The following is an 18669-nucleotide window of genomic DNA, read 5'->3' as shown; positions in this document are numbered from 1 at the left end:
GAGGAGTTTCGTATGGCACAAAATGCGAAAAACCTGATAGGACTGACTGGAATTCCACTGGTGATGGTACTTGGCAACTCGATGCTAATACCTGTTTTGCCTACAATGAAATCCAAGCTGCATCTTACATCTTTGCAAACGAGCCTATTGATCACGGCCTTTTCCATTGCAGCAGGAATTGTCATTCCACTCGCAGGCTATTTGTCAGATCGCTTCAGCAGAAAAATGGTGATTATCGTCGCACTCTCCCTATACGGGGTGGGTGGTTTGCTCGCAGGTCTTGCCGCGCTATGGGTAGACAATCCATACATGATGATCATGGGAGGGCGCGTCTTACAAGGGATTGGAGCAGCTGGTACGGCTCCGATTGCGATGGCTTTGGTCGGGGATTTATTTAACGGGGCCTCTGAGAGCAGGGCACTGGGACTTATGGAAACCTCAAATGGACTTGGGAAAGTACTGAGCCCGATATTTGGTTCGTTGCTCGCGCTTATTGCCTGGTATATGGTTTTCCTGGCATTCCCGATCATTTGTGGAGTGATACTCCTCCTCTTCCTGTTTTTGACCAAAGAAAAAAAGCAGGAAAAACAGCCGTTACCAATCAAGCAGTACATTCACTCGATTGGAGAAGTTTTCAAGCAGCACGGCAAGTGGCTTGTGCCAGCCTTTTTTATCGGGAGCATCTGCCTGTTTACGTTGTTTGGCGTGCTGTTTTATCTGTCAGATCTGCTGGAGGAAAAGTACAAAATTGATGGCGTCTTAAAAGGGGCGTTTTTAGCCATACCGTTGCTGGTAATGAGCATAGCGGCATATGTGACTGGGCTTATCATAAAGAAAAAGCTAAGTCTGATGCGGCTGTTTGTTATCGTGGGCATGTTTATGCTAGCAGCTTCGTACGTCCTTGCAAGCTTTGTCAAAGGGGCGTACGCACTGATCGGGATTCTCGTCATCGGCAGCCTGGGAACAGGGCTGATCCTGCCTTGCTTGAACAGCATGATTGTAGGAGCGGTTCAAAAGTCCGAGCGTGGAATGATTACCTCTTTATACAGTGGTGTCAGGTTTATCGGGGTGGCTGTAGGACCGCCAATTTTCACATGGTTGCTCGGGATTTCTCGCACCGTCATGTTTAGCACGATTGCAGGTTTATCACTGGTCTTTGGGATTATTGCGATCTTCTTTTTAAAACCAAAGCAGGCCGAGAACCAATCCCAAGGGACCGCAGAGCAAACGCAAAAAGAGCAGGAGACACAAGCCTGGCGCCATATTTCTGAGGTGCTTGGCATCGAACCTGAGACTGTGGAAACAAAAAACAGGGAGCGAGCTGTGGAAAAGTACGGCTTTGACCCAAATGAGCTGATAAAACGGGTATTAACAGGAAACAAGGATAAGGAAAAGGAAAAAAACTAACAGGCATCCCAGCGACCCGGGCACTTGAGCTTATAGCTTCAGCGTGCAAAGGGCAGGGTATGCCTGTTTTTTTCAGGGCGAGCAAAAATTATGTAGTAGCAAAAGGATGGCGTAACGCTCGTTCCAGTGACAGAGGGTAGACATCGTCATGGAGAATACGGCTAAAATCGGGACTTCCTTTTAAAGCACGAGGAAGCTCATCAAAATAAAGGGCACCTGCCACATCATTGCCTGTAGGCTGTGGGGTATACGAAAGAGCCCTCGCCACATAAATATCTTTTCTCATGTCGCCGTTGATCGTATATTGTCCAATTCGTTCGAGTCCGTCCAAAATGGCGCCTGTTTCTTCATACACTTCACGGACAGCAGCGGCCAGACTGCTCTCCCCTGGCTCGATCTTTCCCCCAGGCAATTCGATGCCTCTGGTACGGTGGCGGGTAAACAGCAGCTTGCCGCGCCAAAAGGCAAAAATCAGGACATGGCGTGCCTCGTGCCGCCTAAATTCATCCGAGTCAAAAGTAAGCGTGACTGGCAAGCCAAAGTCATCTAAAAAAGCATACATGACCTGTTCTCCTTCAATATCGCGGTATTCGTTACTGATAGACTACCTGTTTCATTTGGCCAGCGCAAGAACCTTCCGTCAATCTCTGTGCGACTATCTCGCCATGATTCTACAAATAATCGGCAGAATGTGGTAAAATGGGACAAATGTTTTCCAGAAAAATAAAACAAATCAAAAAAGCAAAATTTGACGCCGTAACGAGAAAAGGAGTGAACAAATAGACGTGCCCTCCAAAAATGAGAAACCCCCTATTCCGTCTAAGCCAATGCGAAAGAAGAAAAAACGCGGACAACGAAGCACGCGGATATACGTGCTTTTGGCAAGTTGTCTCATGCTCTGTTTGCTGGCGATCGGAGTGGGCTATGCCCTCAGGGAAGTCGACAAAACACTTGAAATCGTAACAGAAGATCCGTACAAGCTGCCTAATCAGCCTGTCGTGGAACAGCCATATGAGGAAAAGAAATCTCTTTCATTCGTCATCGTCGGTGTCGATACACGCAAAAATATCGGAATGCTAAACACAGACGTACTGGTCGTAGCCGTCGCAAATCCAGTCACACAAAAGCTTACGATGGTCTCATTGCCCCGTGACACTCGGGTCCAGATTCCAGGCTATCCCGGATATCACAAGGTCAACGAAGTATTTGCCCTTGGGGAAAATATAAAAAAAGAAGCGGAAAGCAAAGGAAAACCCGAGACAGAGAATGGCATGACGTTGCTCAAGAAAACCTTGGATCACATGCTCGGTATTTCTGTTGGTCACTATGTTCAGCTCGATTTTGAGGGCTTTACAGCTGTGATTGACAAGCTGGGCGGGGTAAAGGTCGATGTAGATCGGGATCTCGTCTACGAGCTGCCAAAAGAGGGCGTCTACCGTAATCTGAAAAAAGGAACACAAGTACTGAATGGCGAACAAGCCCTTGGTTTTGTACGTCACCGCATAGACAGGCGTGGCGATGCTTACAATTCCAGTGACTTTGACCGAAATCGACGCCAGCAGCAGGTGATTCGTGCGGTAGCGGACAAAGTCGTTTCTGTAGATGGTATCTCGAGCTTGACATCCGTAATGGAAGCGGTTGGCAAGCATATCAAAACAGACCTGTCAAAAGATCAGATTAAAGGTCTGGCACTTGATTTTGGCAAGCTGAACTCAGAGAATATGGTTTCGCTAGACAATGGAGCGTTCTGGAGCTCGCCATACTCGCTCTGGCCACTTGAAAACATGCAAGCGATTCGTAACACCCTGCGCGCAGAGCTAGGCGAGAATGGAGCGGTAGCGTCTGCTCAGCTCAGCAATGCTGCCGTGGCTGAAGTAGCGAAAGCAGAGATGAAGGCAAATCCGAAACCGTCTACGCAGCCAAAGCCTGCGACCACGGTAAAAGAGCAGCCCAAAACGGATAAGCCCGCAACGCAGAAGCCGGCAACAAAGCCTGCGACTCAGTCGCCACCATCTGATATCGCCGAAGAACCTGTCGATCAGCAGATACCAAGTGACATGCCGCCTCCTGATATTCTTGCTCCGCCTGCACCCGTAACCAACTATACGGACAGCGCCCAAAACGGTGAATAGCAAATAGCACACCCACCCGGGCATATGTACATATACTGATTGTGAGGTATATGGGATTGGTGTTCCTTGCCAGCTAGCAGGAACGGAGGGTGATGGTGGTTGAAAAATTTGCGGGAGACCATGAAGCAGCTGCAAAAAACATCGGAGAGTCTCTCCAGGTTGAGCATGGACCAAGAGCATCCTTGGAAAGCATTAAGCCAAATGAATCAAATCTTGGACACCGGCTTTTGGGATAATTTGGTCAAACTAAACAATCATTCGATTCAGAATCCACAGGCACAGGCAAACAAAGTTGTTCCTACCATAAAAAAAGCGAAAAACAAAGGCAGGGGCAAAGAAAGAAAAACAGAGCCAGAAAAAGAAAGGCATCCAACACCCATCGTGCGAATCAATGAAACGGAATCTTTTCCGACGCTGGATATTTTTCAAACAGATAAGCTTGTTATTCTATGCTGTGAGCTTCCCGGCTTTGCGCGTGACAGTTTGGAAGTGACACTAACAGATCAGCGACTGCTTGAGCTAAAAGGGGAAATCAAGGAGCCTGCCTATATGCGCTCACGTGTACTGCTGGAACGTTACTATGGACCTTTCTACCGGGAAGTTGAGCTTCCCGTGCCAGTCAGTGCAAATGGAATGAAGGCAAAGTACGAGGATGGATTGCTGGAATTGATCCTGGCCAGAGATAATACCTTTCGGGAAAGAAAAACTACCTTTAAAGCAAATTTGTAGGGGGCTGCAGCCCTCTCTTTTTTTCGTCTTGGAAATGAGCGAATGACTTGTCCGACTCACGGCAAAAACAGTGTTAATGAAAAGCATTAACACTGCATCTTATACGTTCCCGACGAGTGGCTGATCGACGACACTAGGATCGAGCGTATTCGTAGAACTGACACCATTAATCGTGTTGACGAGGTTACCCGTATTGCCTCCGCCAGAGCCGGAAAAAGTTTTGGTAGCACTTTTCGGAGAAATGTTCAGGGTGTCGCCAAAATTCACGGTTCCTGAATTGCTGTTTATATTGACTGCACCAATCACTGAGGGCAAAGGATCTCGCCTCCCACTACATTTGGTTTTAATCCGCGTCCTTCATGATATGTCGAATATTTTTAACTCGTGATCCCAAACAGATTGATTCGTTCGAGCCGATATGGAGGACGGACGAGGCTGCTAAAAAGTTCACCCTAACCTTGTTTACGCAAATGGCCGAGGTTTCGTGACAGGTGGTTATCTCAAGTGGCTCTGCGATAACGGGAACATCTATGGGTTCGCAAAAAGCGAAATAGTCACGAAACAAAAATTCATTTTCGTAAAAAATCGCTTTTTCGCGTTGGACGGCAAGCACGTTGGAAACAGCCTCAAGCTCTTTGGAATCCCCAATTTGTATAACAGATGAGGTATCAACGGAAATGTTGGTCAAGGACTGTACATGACTGGTTCTTTTGGTCATCAGCTTTTAGCTCCTTTGCGTTGCAGAAGGACGTGGAGTTGTGACACCTACGATCAAAGTTTCAGGAGGCGTCTCATAAATGGAAGTAAGAGTCACTGTTTTCGTATCCCCTATAAACAGGGAGCTTGCCGTAACGAGAGTCCCTACCTTCAAGTTTCCTACACAAACGTCCCCATTTGTAACCTGATAAAACATGTTAGGAATCGTTCCTCTCACGCGGTAAATTTTGGACGAAGGTCTCGCATGTTCGCTCAATATCGCGTTTTACTTTTTGAATCGTTTTTTGTTCCCAGGCATCAATCTGCTCAGGCTCCCATTGGGTAGTGTCAAACTGGTTCAGGTAATGCCGGATACGATGATCAATCTGTTTGCGAATGTCATCCATGATAAAGCCGCGATAGGCATCGTCGAGCGGGTATCCACATTCTTCTTCGATTCTCTCCAGCACACGATAGGCTTCATTGTCGAGATAATGATGAATTTCTTTTTGGACGCGATCAAAAGAATCGGATGCGGATTTAGGAGGTGAAGGTACATCCATCGATTGGTTGATGGCAAAATCTCCAATGTTCGGGTCAGAGCCTTTTGGATTCAAACCGATGTTCATCGTACCTTCTAATCTCTCCACTTTTAAAAGGTCAAATTTATATTCATTCTTAATCACAGAGGGAACCTGCTTTTCCTTCAGCTCATCAAGGTCCTGTTGCATTTGCACAAGCATTTGCTTCATGGACTCCATTTTTTGGTTCTGTACATGCAAATAGTCATGTAGCTGCTGAAAATATTGCATCATCTCGGGACTCATGTACATGACGATCATCCTTCTCTTCATCAAGCATAAAGCTGCCTTCTCGCTAGCGTGTCGGCTCAACCAGAGGAACGAGGGGAATGAACTCCTCCCGCTCCATGCGGGGCACTGGCCCGACAGAAGGGGCTGGCTCTGTAAAGCAACCCGTATTGTATAGCTGGGATAATGGCTTAATGATTCCTGCGCTTCCGATTTGGCAAACCGATGAATTGGAAATGCCATCGATCTTTAAGTTGTGAATAACAATATTTTGATGAACAAAAAAGTTCATGTTTGATCTCGCCCCTCGGTCGTGGATTCAGTCATTTCCTCCACAAATACGGGCCAATTTTCTCCTCTTGATTCATTTACATAAATGACGCTCTTCGGAATCTTCAAGGACAGATTGGTTCCTGAATTAAATGATCCGCCACCTGCAAAGGTTTTCGTATAACTGACGGGTGCAATTTTTCGGACATCCCCGACGTTGAAGACACCACTAATGCTGTTGACATTGATTACTCCGACGATGGCAGGCATCTTCTCACATCCTTTTGGAGAAATCCCTTTTTGTATTCTATGTGATTGGTCAGTGGGTGTTCATACCTGTTTTTTGAGACAGATCAGAAATGCTAGGCATATCATGCAGGAGCATCACGAATTGTCGATGACTACACAAAAGAAAAAGGGAGCTTTATAAGAAGATGAGCTTAAACATGTGCGTCAACAATAAAAAAATTGCTGTTGAAGAAATGGAAGTGGAAGGGGCGACACAATCCTCTCTTATCTTAATTGGAGATGCGGATGTCATTACGTGCTCTTCGGTATTTGATACGCCAGCAGATTCTGTTCTCATGAACAAAGAGGTGCCAATCAGGCCTCTCGCACGAAGACCCATCCTGACCGAACCGCAAGATTAAGCTTGGTCTTTCATGTATTTATTTTGGTAATGACTCAAAGAGAGAAGCGGCCAGATCCAGCGGTAGCTATGGTAGGCAAAATACGTTCCGCCAGGACGCCCCCCACCTGTTGGGTAGGAAGTAGTCCAGTCGTTCGTGTCGATACTGCTTATTAAAAAACGGACACCTTTTGCAAGTGCAGGGGTCGATTGCGGGAAGACGGCAATCAGGGTATCAACTGCCCACGCGGTTTGCGAGGGGGTGCTTGCTCGAAGCGGGACGTAGTGCTTCTTTTCATCGCTCATGCAAGACTCCCCCCAACCCCCGTCGTCATTTTGCTGCCGGATTAGCCACTGTACCGCTTTTTGAACCGCAGGATGCGTGGGTGATACGCCAACCGCCATCATGCCGGTAATTGCCGCCCACGTCCCGTAAATGTAGGAGATGCCCCATCTTCCGTACCAAGAGCCGTCCGCTTCTTGATTTCTGAGAAGCCAGCGCAATGCTTTTTGCATACGCGAATCGGTCAACTGCAGACCCGCCAAAGAACCAAGGAACTCCAGCGTTCTGCCAGTCAAGTCTGCTGAGGATGGATCGGTACTGACGGTATCCGATCCTTCAATTGGCAGTTGGCGAATCAAGGGTGAATTCGTATTTTTCTCAAAAGCTGGCCATCCTCCGTCGTCATTTTGCATCGATAATACCCAATCGAGTCCACGCTTCCAAGCAGCTTGTGCAGTCACATCCTGCTGGGCCAAGGAATGGAGAGCGCGCAGAGCAGCAGTCGAATCGTCGATGTCTGGGTTCATCGTATTGTAGTCAGAAAAGCCCCAGCCTCCGGGACTCGCACCTGGATTTCGAATTTTCCAGTCTCCGTACGTTGCTTGCTGCTTCGTTAGCAGGTAACGGCTCGCACGCTGAATAGCTGGATGCGATGGTTCTACGCCACTTCGCTGCAGTGTATAGGTCAAAAGAGCCGTATCCCAGACTGCGGAGGTAGCGAGTTGCAGATGGACGCCAGCATCCGCCTTACATACGGAATCGACGAGTCCCTTCATAGCCTTGCGAATGACAGGATCGTCGGGGGAGTAGCCGCGAGCAAGCAACGCAAAGATCATAAAATAGGTCGAGGTCGAGTAGTTGTAAAGGGTGCCATCCGGCTCGATCCGAGCAAGCATAAATTGCTCCAGTCGGTGAAGGGAAAGCTCGTGCAGCTGTGCTGGCAGAAATGGAAGGCGTTGAACGTACGAGTGAATTGAGGAGAGAAAGGATTGTCCTTCACGAATAAAGCCATCGAGAATGGAATGACGATAAATGCCAGGAGCGATAGGAGGAGTCGTATACAAATCGGACAAGTCGGGTGTGGTGGGAAGCTTGCGGACGTATTTACGATCCGCACAAATCATGATAGGGGCGAGGTGAACGCGGGCATAACCGACAAAATCATAAAAGCTGACAGGAAAGCTGGGGTGCAGCAAGGTCAGCTCGACTGGCACGATAAAATGTGGTGGCCATTGATACTGACCCGTAAGTGATGTTGTAAGCTTGGTCAGCATGTTTGCCTGAGTGAGCCCTCCTTTTTCACGGATAAAGGCGCGGGCTTGTGCCATTCTCGGATCAGTTTTCGTATAGCGTCCAGTGTACAAGAGGGCAAAATAGCAGTCAATCGTCGTCGACAAATGCCCCTCGTCTTCATCCGGATACAATTTCCACGCGCCGTTTTCCTGCTGCTTCGATGCGATATGTTTCGTGAGCTGCTCAATCAAATCCTCATCATCAATCCCAAGCGTACGCAATAGGATGATCATGTGAGCGTCGGTCATGGGGGAGCTCTCCAGACAAAATCTCCAAGAGCCGTCTTCCTCCTGTCTCTGTTGCAAAAACGATTGGATGCGCTGTATGGCATGCTGCACGTCCTGCATCTCGTTCACCTCCGTAAAAATACGCTTCATCAAAGGAGGATGGAGAGTGAAAGTACCATGGTTCGTTCATCACCCGCTCCAGCCTCTGATCAAGGAGTTAAAGAAGGGGCAAGCGCTAGAAAAACGAGGGCAGTCCCCGGAGAAGCTGTCTGCAACTGAGCAAGAAATCGTGGTGAGGATTCGGCATAAGACACAGCAGCTCAATGCTGACAATATAGACAGAACCAGTGCCTATCTCGACTTTTACGAAAAGCATCCCGAAATTCACTGGGCGCTTTTGGCACATCTTGTTTCCCGCAATGCTGGGTGGAGTATGACTGATCTGCGCGGTGAATTGCTGCCACGGTTATTGTCTGCAAAAGAGCAGCTGGACTTCTTTTCATTTTTGGAACGGGGGAATTGGCTGATCTTTCATGATGCCTACCCTCAATTATTACTGTATGAGGAGAGCGTAGAGCGTCAGACCAACCTTTTTCACCTGCTTCCCCAGCTACAGGTTTCTGCCTTTATGCAAGCGGTATGGAATGTTTTTTGGGTAAAAGGGGATCGTGAGCTGCTTGCGGTCGCTTTGGTTATCAATGAGCAACATTTTTTGGAGGAGCAAGTAATGAAAAACGCGCAGTACAGGAGCACTGTGCTGCAATCGTTGCCATTTGCACTTCAGGAGCTGCTGCAGCTAAATCAAATTTTGTTTCCGTACAATCCTTATCAGGAAGCATTCGTGGCAAGAAATGAGCTTCCCCTGCGCTTGATAGGGCAAAACGTCTCGCATTTTGCCTCTTTATCCGAGCGAATCACCTTGGGGAAGAGCTTATATGCCCTGCTGTTTCGCACGGCTGATTATTTGGAGGGTGTGAGTCGATGGGCAGCGAAGACTCCACATTCAGGCTCGAGAAAAGACTTTTGGCCTCATCTGTTTCACGATTTGAACGAAAATGTCCCAGGCAGGAGCTATCAGCGAAAAATAGCCAGCTGTCGAATCAAGCCCGGTGCAAATCGGCTCTACTCCCCTGGTCTTCGCAACGCTTGGAAAACGATCGTGCACCCCCATCCGGCTGACGTGGACTGGTATCACGGCCAAGCTGAGGTGATAAAGTCGCTCACGTTGATAGAGGGGGCAGCGAAAACAGCTGAGATGGGCGAGGTGTACTGCCAGACACTCGAAAAAATGGAGCTTGCGGTGCTTGCTCGTGGAAAAATTTTTGGGGAAAGGCCGTTTTAGGAAATCATTCCCTCTTCTTTACTTGTCCGATGTAGTAAAATAGAGGAGGGAACGAATGTTTTGTATACATGGTCCCAGGCAACTTAGGTAGTAGATAGGGAGTAGAGCAGGCATGAAAGTCGTCATTGCAGAAAAACCGGACCAGGCGATGAAGCTGGCCAGTCCGTTTTCTCATAGAAAGCAGCAAGGCTATGTTGAGGTACATCCGAATCGAGTTTTTCCTAACGGAGCTTTTTTTACCTGGGCAGTCGGGCATATTTGTGAGCTGGTTCCTCCAGAGGCATATAATCCAGCCTGGAAAAGATGGTCGCTCCCATCGCTTCCGCTCATCCCGGATTCTTTTCGCCATCAGGTGATGAAATCAAAATCAAAGCAATTCGCGATCATCAAGCAGCTGTTGAAACGAAGTGAGGTAAAGGGCATCATTCATGCAGGCGACGCTGGACGTGAAGGCGAGCTCATCGTGCGCACCATCATCGAGATGTGTGGTGTGAAAAAGCCGATGAAGCGTCTGTGGATCTCTTCATTAACCGAGCGTGCTGTCACAGCGGGATTTGAGGCACTGTTGGATGAGAACGAGACGCGCAATTTGTACGAAGAGGCATACAGCCGCTCCTGTGCAGATTGGCTCGTGGGAATGAACGCTTCACGGGTATATACGATCTTGCTAAAGCAAAAAGGGATCAGTGATGTGTTTTCGGCAGGTCGCGTGCAAACTCCGACGCTCGCTCTTGTGGTTAAGCGCGAAAAAGAAATAGCTGCCTTTAAGCCTGAGCCTTTTTGGGAGGTCAAAGCTACCTTTGACGTGGACAAAAAGCGCTACGAGGGTGTGTGGCACAAAGACGGAGAGACGCGTCTGAATGATCCGGACATGGCTGCTAAAATCGCTGCCTTTTGTAAAGACAAGTCTGTACAGGTAAGTGAGGTTGAAACGGAGCGGAAGGAATTTTTACCACCGTATTTGTTCAATCTGTCTGCGCTGCAGGCGACGGCCAATAAGATGTTTAAATACTCGCCGCAAAAGACACTCGAAATTGCACAAAAGCTGTATGTGAAAGGGATTCTTTCTTACCCTCGCTCGGATTCGGCGTTTGTCACAGCAGAGGAAGCCAAAACCTTTCCGGATATTTTAGCAAAGCTGTCCAAGCAGTCCGAGTATCAGGCTTACTTTCCAACACCGAAAGCTTCGATTGCACAGGATAAGCGATATGTAAATCAAAAGAAAGTAACCGATCACTATGCGATCATCCCGACTGAGCAGGTACCGAAAGTCTCCCAGCTTAGTGACGAAGAACGAAAAATTTACGATCTCGTCGCTCGCAGGCTGATTGCCGCCCACTGCGAAAGCGCCTTGTTTGATTACACGACCGTCTCGACCTTGGTCGATGCCAGAGCCACGTTTGTGAGTAAAGGCAAAGTGCAGATTCGTGCTGGTTGGCGTGAAGTGTTATTTGATGAAGAAAAAGATGACAAGGAATCGATTCTGCCGCCACTGGTCAAAGGCGAAACAGGAAAGGTACGCAAGGTAGAGGCAAAGGAAAGCAAGACACAGCCGCCCAAACGGTATACCGAAGGACAGCTTATCACCTTGATGAAAACAGCAGGAAAGCATCTGGACAATCAAGAGCTGGAGAAGGTCCTGATGAAAACCGAGGGACTAGGTACAGAAGCGACACGAGCAGGCATCATCAATATGCTCAAAGAACGCAAGTATATCGAGGTACGCAAAAATCAGGTCTTTGCAACACAGAAAGGAACCTTGTTAATCGATGTGATCGGCGACAAAATTTTGGCCTCTCCGGAAATGACGGCACGCTGGGAACAGCGCTTAGGACAAATCGGCCTGGGCGAGGCTTCTGCCGGAGCTTTCATGGAGCAAGTAAAAAAGCTCTCCCACAAAATTGTGGAGGATGCGATGGAGCAGTCAAAAGGCTGGAAGCTGGAAGAATACGATATTTCGTCGATGCCAAAGTCCAAGCAAGCATCAAAGTTTAGCCTCGGCTCCAAAGTAGCGACGTGTCGTGTGTGCAAAGGTGACCTCGTAGACAAGGGAGATTTTTACGGCTGCTCGAATTACAAGACAGCCCAATGCACCGTGACGCTCTCCAAAACGATCATGGGCAAAAAAATATCCGCAGCCATGCTGAAAAAGCTAATGGATTCCGGGAAAACCAATTTGATCAAGGGCTTTGTCAAAGGGAAGGAACGCTTCGATGCTTATTTGATGTGGGACGAGCAGGAAAAAAAAGCAAAAGTGAGCCGCGAGTAAAAATAAATCTGAAGATCATGAAACTTACTTGCGTAAGGAACGTAGATACATGTATAGAGGGAACGGCACTCCTGGCAGTCGCTGGTCCTAGAACGTAATCAAGGAGGAAGAATCTATGTCCATTTTTAAAAGACTTCGCGATTTGACTATGTCCAATCTGTATTCACTGATTGAAAAAGCTGAAGATCCAATTAAAATGACCGATCAATATTTGCGCGATATGCAAGAAGACTTGGGAGAAGCAGAAAAAGCTGTCGCTGCCCAAATCGCTTTGGAGAAGAAATTCAAAGTGCTTTATGAAGAGCAGGAAGCTTTGGTGAAAAAGCGTGAGGAGCAGGCGCATGTTGCAGCTCAAGCTAAAAACATCGACCTCGCCCGCCGCGCTTTGGAAGAGAAGAAAGCTGCTGAGCAGAAAATGGTCGAGTACAAAGAAGGCTACGAGAAAAACAAGCTGGCAGCAGATGGTCTACGCGACAAGCTGACCGAGATGAAAAAACAAATTACCGAGCTGAAAAACAAACGCGAAACATTGGTCGCTCGTGTCAATGCAGCTAAAGCGCAAAAAACAATCAATCAAGCAATGGCTGGCTTCGACGGCAACTCTGCTATGGCAGGCCTTAAGCGTATGGAAGAAAAAGCGCTGCAAATGGAAGCGGAAGCAGAAGCCAGTGGAGAGGTTTACAAAAAAGAAAGCTCCCTGGATGATGAAATCGCCAAGCTGAGCAAGGATCAGCAAGTGGAAGATGAATTGGCTGCGCTGATGAAAAAATACGAGGGGTAAACCGCTTTTAGCGGTTCCCCTTTTTTTCTACGCGTGATACAAGAGTTGTTGGATAACAACTTGATTCGGGGGGATACGTTTTGGATTGGATTCAGATTATGGCGATGCTCGTCTGGACGGCTGCAGGCGCCGTTTTGTTAACCGTATTGATGTGGCTTGACGCACTCTTTACGAAATACAACGACATGCAGGAAATAAAAAATGGCAATGTAGCTGTAACAACGCGGTTTGTCATGAAGCTGTTTGCGCAGGGATACATTTTATCGCAATCGATGCTCAATTCGAGAGATTTATTTGTAGCATTACTTGTTTCAGTGGTCTCATTTATCATCTTGTTCTTGGTGGAAAAAATTGTGGAGCTCATTTTGAGCAAAGCTGCTGGGCTTGATCTGGAGCAGGGGACAAAGCAAGGAAAAGTCGCACACGCGATGCTTGCCGGTTCCTTCCATATTGTAGGTGCCCTGATTTTGGCTGCATGTCTGTAAAGCGTGCCGGAGAGGAGTACGGAAATGAGCTTGTTTAAACGGATTCAAAATATATTTGCAAAGCATGAGCCTCCGGTAGAAGAAAAGAGCATTTTGACAGTCGCACCCGGTGATGTCGTGGAGGTATCCCTGGAGACGTATCAAGTGACGGGCAAGGCAAACAATGCTAGTCGAAATGCAACTATGCTGACACTGCAGGATGGCAATACGATTCGTTACCTCTTCATCGAGGAACGTGAGAAAACGGTATATCATATGTACAACGTGATTGACGGCAGACTGGATTCAGTCGAGGAAGTGCCGACTACGATTGAAATGGATGATGTTACGTATCATCTGGAAGAGCAGTATACCGGAAGAGTGAATGTCGTGGGCAAAGCTCCCTTCCATACATCTGGAGAGCAGTACATCTGGCAATTCCAATCCGATCAGCGTCAACTGCTGCGAATTGAATGGCAGGATGGCCGATTCATGCTATATGAGGGGGAGACTGTCCTTCCAGCTGATGTGCAGGTCTTACGCGGAACGTAGGGGGTGAGAAGATGCCACAAAGTTGGATGAAATTGATCAAGCTCCTGCTCGTTCCGGCTATTTTCGTTCTTGTGATGGCGACTACAGGTTGCTCCGCGGATATGAGCAATTCGTATCCATTAGAATCCGTATCAACCAAGGATAAGGGACAGACCTCTCGTATATACCGGGCGGAAGATAAGACGGTGCCTGAGGTGGCACAAGAGCTGGCGGATCAGAAGCAACCTGAAGAAATCTCCAAAGAAGATACAGAGCACATGTTCCTTGTCTATAAGGACGAGATTTACCATCTTCAAAAGGATGCCGACAAACCATCAGATACGCTCATTGAAGTAGATTCCAAGGAATATGTGCGGCAAAACTACGATTCATCCTTTTTGCAGGGATACCTCGTAGCGACGATCATCAATGACATATTCGACGGTATGAAAAACAACTCAAAGGGTAGCTATCGCGGCTACTCGAGCAAGGATATTTACCAGCCTTCGACGGGCTCCTACCATACCCCGACTGAAAAAGAGAAAAAAGCAGCACCCCCGATTACCAAGGAAGGTACAGGGAGTATTACGAAGCGCAGTGCTACGAAAAAGAATACGGATGGCTCTGCCGGGGCTGGCGGCGACATTTTCAAGAAACAGGTTGAACCGTCGACAGGCAGCACGGGCAAAATTATCCGCAATTCCGACAGTAGCTCATCCAAATCAAGCAGCTCGGTAACTCCTAAACGCTCCTCGATCTTTTCCTCTCCAAAAAGCAATTCACCCCCGCGCACCAAAGTCGGTGGCTCTGGACGTATCACGAAAAGAAGATAGTTTATAAAGGCTCGAAATAGGTAAACCCGCTCTCAAGGCGGGTTTTTTGTTGCGTAGATAAGGATTTTGTTAAGCTTTTCGCAAAAACGCGTTCGTTTCGCCAGGTGGATTCCTCGATCGAGTTTTTCTTCTGATCAAAATTATTTCTGTAACTTATTTTTCATAAAGCAATGAATGTATTGAGAAATGGGTTTGTAAGATGTATGGATGAGAGGCGGATGTACCGCAGTCATCATGCGTAAGCCTTTGTTCAGGGGGAAGGCAAGTTTTTCACCGGTGGAAGCGGTTTCCATTTATTCATTATCGAGTTTTGTTTACGAATGACGAAAACAAGATTGATTATCGACAAAAGAAGAAGGGAAGTGCCTACAACGTTCGACAGTCTTTGTTAGCAGTATTGGCTATGATGACAATGTGGTAAACAGGGAAAGAAAGCGGAAAGGAGCGCTCTACGATGTTGGATAAAATTCTCGAGCTTCGTTCACAATCCAAGTCCATCGCACAAATTGCCAAAGAATGTGGCTTAACCGTTGGACAGGTAAAATACCGTTTGCAAAAAGACAAAGCCAAACAAGATTCGGTAACAAATGCGGATTCAACTGCACCGCAGCGCCTCCTTTCGCGTGCAGAGCCTGAGTGGCAGTTACCCGCGTTTTATGGGCGGGATCTCGTGAAAGTAATGGCACAAGGTCCATCTGTGCTGTTTGTATACTGGGAGATTACCTGGCCGCGAATGAGAATGGTTGCCTCCTATATGCAGGTTGATTTTCGTTACATCCAAAAAGGATTGCGGATTTACGATGTAACAGACCGTTTGTTTGATGGGAAAAATGCACATGACATAAAAGATGTTTTGGTATCCGAAGAGGCGCATTCCTGGTACGTCAACGATGTTGCGCCAGGACGAACCTATATTGTTGATTTTGGCTTGTATGAGCAGGGACGTTTTTGCCCGATTTTACGCTCAGAGCCAATCGTTACACCTCGCAATTCGAAAGCTGCCTGGGGAGAACCGTTGGTAGAGCCTCTGAAAGATTCTACAGCTCCATCCTGGTACGAAAACTTTTCCTCGTATTCCCTCTATTCCAAATCAACCAAATAAGTGAGGTGTCATCCGTGAATAACGGTTATCTCTCCCTCGTGTTGCATGCCCATCTGCCGTATGTGAGGCACGGGGACCGGGACGATTACCTGGAAGAGCGATGGGTGTACGAATCGATGCTGGAGTCGTACATTCCCTTGTTGCTGGTTTTTGACAGGCTCCTCGCAGATGGAATCGATTTTCGCATGACCCTTGCCGTTTCTCCTACGTTATTGTCCATGCTAGACGATGAATTAATTCAAGAACGTTTTCGGGCGCACTTAGCCAAAACCGTCGAGCTGGCTGGAAAAGAAGTCAAACGAACTGCCAATTATCCCGAAGAACATCGTGTTGCCAAAATGTACTTGGAGCGATTCCGCACGATTGCCACCTATTGCCGAAAGCTGGACTACAAGCTGATAACCGGTCTTCGGCACGTGCAGAAAAGCGGCTGCGTAGAGCTGATTACGTGTGCAGCCACTCATGCCTTTCTACCGTTTGTTGAAACGGAGGAAGCCATCAGGGCCCAGCTTCAGGTAGGCATCGATACGCACAAGCGCATCCTTGGTCAACGTCCGAATGGCATTTGGCTTCCTGAGTGTGGATATACCCCAGGAGTGGATCGACTGTTAAAGGAAGCAGGACTTCACTTCTTTTTTGTAGACAGCCACACGATCAATCATGCGACCCCGACTCCGCGCAGAGGCTTGTATGCACCGCTGTTTACTCCACATGATGTAGCTGCCTTTGCTCGCGACGAGGTAGCATCCCGTCAGGTTTGGAGCTCATTTGACGGCTATCCGGGCGATTACGATTATCGGGAATATTATCGTGATATCGGATTTGATCGGGAAATGGACTACATCGAGCCGTATATTCATCCAGCCGGAATTCGTGTACATACTGGATTGAAATACTATCGGATCACAGGACCAAGCGAACAAAAGGAATGGTATGAGCCTGAATGGGCGCGTGAAAAAGCAGCTTCTCATGCGGGTCACTTTTTGTATCATCGAGAACGTCAAATAGAGGATGCCGCTGTTTGGATGGACCAAAAGCCATTGGTCGTCGCCACGTACGATGCCGAGCTGTTTGGGCACTGGTGGTATGAAGGTCCACAATTTCTGGATTACCTTTTGCGAAAAACGGTGTGTGATTCCAAGCAAGTGACATTAATAACGCCTTCCGAATATTTGGCACGCTATCCCAATCAGGATCGGGCCCATCTACCCATGTCTACATGGGGGCGCAATGGCTATGGAGAAGTGTGGTTAAACGAGCGGAATGGCTGGATCTATCGTCATCTGCACCAGGCAGAAAGAGATCTGATTGAAGCTGTCTCCAGCCAGCAAGAAACGTGCAGACTGGATGTAAATAGCGATTTAGTCAAGAGGCGTTGTCTCAAGCAGGCTGCGCGGGAGCTGATGCTGGCGCAGAGCAGTGATTGGCCATTCATTTTAGACGGGCAAACGGTTGTCGAATACGCAGTTCGCCGTATCCACAATCATTTGGTCAGGCTACGAGAATTGCTTGCGCTGTTTTATCAAGAGCAGCCAGATGAGGAGCGCCTAGTCGAAATGGAAGCAGCCTATCCATTGTTTCCTGATCTTGATGATACGTACTATTTGCCGAATCGTGCGCATAGAGTGAACGTATCGCGTCAAATGGTAGCAGCAAGTCAATCCCAGCAAGCGGAGAGCAGCGTACTGGTGCTGAGCTGGGAGTTTCCGCCTCACGTTGTGGGAGGGCTTGGCCGGGCCGTTTATGATCTGTCGCGTCATCTGGTCAGTCAGGGAATCGAGGTGCATGTTCTGACAGGCGCAGATAATTCAGTGGCAAAGCAGGAGCACATAGACGGTGTGCACGTGCACAGACTCCCGACCTTTGTCCCGGCTGAACAGGAAGACTTCATGCAATGGGTGTTCCAGCTAAATCTCGCTATGGTGGATGCAGTAGAGGAGCTCAGAAGAAATGGACTCAGAGCGGATGTCATCCACGCACACGACTGGCTGGTCGGTTGGGCTGCTATAGAGTTGAAGCAACGGCTTTCCATACCGTTAATCACCACGATTCATGCCTTGGAGCACGGTAGACATCAAGGCATCCATACTCCGCTGCAGCATCGTATTCACGAGTGCGAGCGGGTACTGACGGAGGCTTCAGATCGTGTCATCGTTTGCAGTCACTATATGGGGAACGAGGTTAGAAGGCTCTTTCATGTAGCATCTGAAAAACTCACGGTCATCCATAACGGCGTCGAAGCAAGAATGGCACACCAAGTCGAAAATCAAGACATCAGGCAGCAATTGTCACTTGGTGATGGGCCTATTCTTTTTTTCGTCGGACGCTTGGTTCGGGAAAAAGGAGCGCATTTATTAGTAGAAGCGGTGGCGCGACTGGTTCATGCTTACCCTGACCTGCAGCTCGTCATAGCAGGAAGAGGGCCGCTTCTGGAGGATTTAAAGCAGACAGCAGCTCAAAAGGGAGTCGCCCATCATGTACGATTTTTAGGCTTTGTCGATGACGAACGTCGCAACCAATTGTTTCGCCTAGCAGATGTCGCTGTTTTCCCAAGCTTGTATGAGCCGTTTGGCATTGTGGCACTTGAAGCGATGTCTTTTGGCACACCGCTCGTAGTCTCAGACACTGGAGGCTTACGCGAAATTGTGCGGCATGGAGAGAATGGGGCAACCGTTTATGCTGGTGATGTGCAATCCTTGGTCAACCAATTGCACTGGATACTGGGCAACCCCGAAAAACGTCTTCAAATGGCAGCAGCAGCAAGAAATGATGTACTGCTGCAGTATGATTGGACGAAGCTTGCACAACAGACGATCGAGCAATATCGCTTGCTGACGATGTCTGCGCAAAAGGTAGGAGTCGGATCAACCTAG

General features: G+C 48.0%; 19 protein-coding genes. 12 read left to right on the top strand and 7 right to left on the bottom strand.

What is annotated here, in order from left to right:
- Nucleotides 1-12 precede the first annotated feature (12 nt).
- Complete coding sequence (locus tag C3B52_RS17290) at nt 13-1407, top strand: MFS transporter (RefSeq protein ID WP_103107653.1); 1395 nt, start codon at nt 13-15, stop codon at nt 1405-1407.
- A gap of 88 nt (nt 1408-1495) precedes the next feature.
- On the opposite strand, the gene C3B52_RS17285 is transcribed toward C3B52_RS17290, so the two are convergent.
- Entirely contained in the window at nt 1496-1969 is a 474-nt protein-coding gene (locus C3B52_RS17285) for an NUDIX domain-containing protein (protein ID WP_103107652.1), read from the bottom strand.
- 265 nt (nt 1970-2234) lie between these two features.
- On the opposite strand from C3B52_RS17285, the gene C3B52_RS17280 reads away from it, so the two are divergent.
- Both C3B52_RS17280 and C3B52_RS17275 read left to right on the top strand, forming a co-directional pair.
- The gene (locus C3B52_RS17280) at nt 2235-3539 is read left to right on the top strand and encodes an LCP family protein (RefSeq protein WP_235615760.1); all 1305 of its coding nucleotides are present in this window, start codon (nt 2235-2237) and stop codon (nt 3537-3539) included.
- A gap of 99 nt (nt 3540-3638) precedes the next feature.
- The gene (locus C3B52_RS17275; RefSeq protein ID WP_103107650.1) at nt 3639-4268 is read left to right on the top strand and encodes an Hsp20/alpha crystallin family protein; all 630 of its coding nucleotides are present in this window, start codon (nt 3639-3641) and stop codon (nt 4266-4268) included.
- Nucleotides 4269-4367: 99 nt separating this feature from the next.
- On the opposite strand, the gene C3B52_RS17270 is transcribed toward C3B52_RS17275, so the two are convergent.
- From C3B52_RS17270 to C3B52_RS17245, 5 genes are all read right to left on the bottom strand, one after another.
- The gene (locus C3B52_RS17270; RefSeq protein ID WP_103107649.1) at nt 4368-4583 is read right to left on the bottom strand and encodes a spore germination protein; all 216 of its coding nucleotides are present in this window, start codon (nt 4581-4583) and stop codon (nt 4368-4370) included.
- A 28-nt stretch (nt 4584-4611) separates the two neighbouring features.
- Nucleotides 4612-4986 (bottom strand): spore germination protein GerPE, encoded by a 375-nt coding sequence (locus C3B52_RS17265; protein ID WP_103107648.1) that lies wholly within the window; start codon nt 4984-4986, stop codon nt 4612-4614.
- 196 nt (nt 4987-5182) lie between these two features.
- A complete protein-coding gene (locus C3B52_RS17255) occupies nt 5183-5857 on the bottom strand; it encodes a spore germination protein GerPC (protein ID WP_235615759.1) in 675 nt (224 codons plus the stop codon).
- Nucleotides 5841-6065 carry a spore germination protein GerPB gene (locus C3B52_RS17250; RefSeq protein WP_103107645.1) on the bottom strand — a complete coding sequence of 75 codons (225 nt, stop codon included), beginning with the start codon at nt 6063-6065 and terminating at the stop codon, nt 5841-5843. The genes C3B52_RS17255 and C3B52_RS17250 overlap by 17 nt, the downstream gene beginning before the upstream one ends.
- Complete coding sequence (locus tag C3B52_RS17245; RefSeq protein ID WP_103107644.1) at nt 6062-6313, bottom strand: spore germination protein; 252 nt, start codon at nt 6311-6313, stop codon at nt 6062-6064. Before C3B52_RS17245 ends, C3B52_RS17250 begins: the two co-directional genes overlap by 4 nt.
- Before the next feature lie 176 nt (nt 6314-6489).
- Here C3B52_RS17245 and C3B52_RS17240 point away from each other — a divergent pair, with 176 nt between their 5' ends.
- On the top strand, nt 6490-6693 hold the full coding sequence (locus C3B52_RS17240) for a hypothetical protein (protein WP_235615758.1): 204 nt from the start codon (nt 6490-6492) through the stop codon (nt 6691-6693).
- Here the strand turns inward: C3B52_RS17240 and shc are convergent.
- Nucleotides 6690-8624 carry a squalene--hopene cyclase gene (gene shc / locus C3B52_RS17235; RefSeq protein ID WP_235615757.1) on the bottom strand — a complete coding sequence of 645 codons (1935 nt, stop codon included), beginning with the start codon at nt 8622-8624 and terminating at the stop codon, nt 6690-6692. The genes C3B52_RS17240 and shc overlap by 4 nt on opposite strands.
- A gap of 16 nt (nt 8625-8640) precedes the next feature.
- On the opposite strand from shc, the gene C3B52_RS17230 reads away from it, so the two are divergent.
- From C3B52_RS17230 to C3B52_RS17195, 8 genes are all read left to right on the top strand, one after another.
- The gene (locus tag C3B52_RS17230) at nt 8641-9816 is read left to right on the top strand and encodes a DUF2515 family protein (protein ID WP_235615756.1); all 1176 of its coding nucleotides are present in this window, start codon (nt 8641-8643) and stop codon (nt 9814-9816) included.
- 112 nt (nt 9817-9928) lie between these two features.
- A complete protein-coding gene (locus tag C3B52_RS17225) occupies nt 9929-12085 on the top strand; it encodes a DNA topoisomerase III (protein ID WP_103107641.1) in 2157 nt (718 codons plus the stop codon).
- Between the two features lie 115 nt (nt 12086-12200).
- Nucleotides 12201-12866: a PspA/IM30 family protein gene (locus C3B52_RS17220; RefSeq protein ID WP_103107640.1), complete on the top strand. Its 666-nt coding sequence runs from the start codon at nt 12201-12203 to the stop codon at nt 12864-12866.
- Between the two features lie 80 nt (nt 12867-12946).
- Nucleotides 12947-13351, top strand: a complete 405-nt coding sequence (locus tag C3B52_RS17215) for a DUF350 domain-containing protein (RefSeq protein WP_103107639.1) — start codon at nt 12947-12949, stop codon at nt 13349-13351.
- 24 nt (nt 13352-13375) lie between these two features.
- The gene (locus tag C3B52_RS17210; RefSeq protein ID WP_103107638.1) at nt 13376-13882 is read left to right on the top strand and encodes a DUF4178 domain-containing protein; all 507 of its coding nucleotides are present in this window, start codon (nt 13376-13378) and stop codon (nt 13880-13882) included.
- 11 nt (nt 13883-13893) lie between these two features.
- Entirely contained in the window at nt 13894-14694 is an 801-nt protein-coding gene (locus tag C3B52_RS17205; protein WP_103107637.1) for a DUF4247 domain-containing protein, read from the top strand.
- Between the two features lie 454 nt (nt 14695-15148).
- Nucleotides 15149-15796, top strand: a complete 648-nt coding sequence (locus C3B52_RS17200; protein WP_103107636.1) for a DUF4912 domain-containing protein — start codon at nt 15149-15151, stop codon at nt 15794-15796.
- Nucleotides 15797-15810: 14 nt separating this feature from the next.
- Nucleotides 15811-18669 carry a 1,4-alpha-glucan branching protein domain-containing protein gene (locus tag C3B52_RS17195; RefSeq protein WP_103107635.1) on the top strand — a complete coding sequence of 953 codons (2859 nt, stop codon included), beginning with the start codon at nt 15811-15813 and terminating at the stop codon, nt 18667-18669.

The organism is Brevibacillus reuszeri, assembly GCF_002897295.1.
Taxonomy (GTDB): domain Bacteria; phylum Bacillota; class Bacilli; order Brevibacillales; family Brevibacillaceae; genus Brevibacillus; species Brevibacillus reuszeri_A.
The sequence above is the reverse complement of the archived record's forward strand: the minus strand, read 5'-3'. Positions and strand labels throughout refer to the sequence as shown.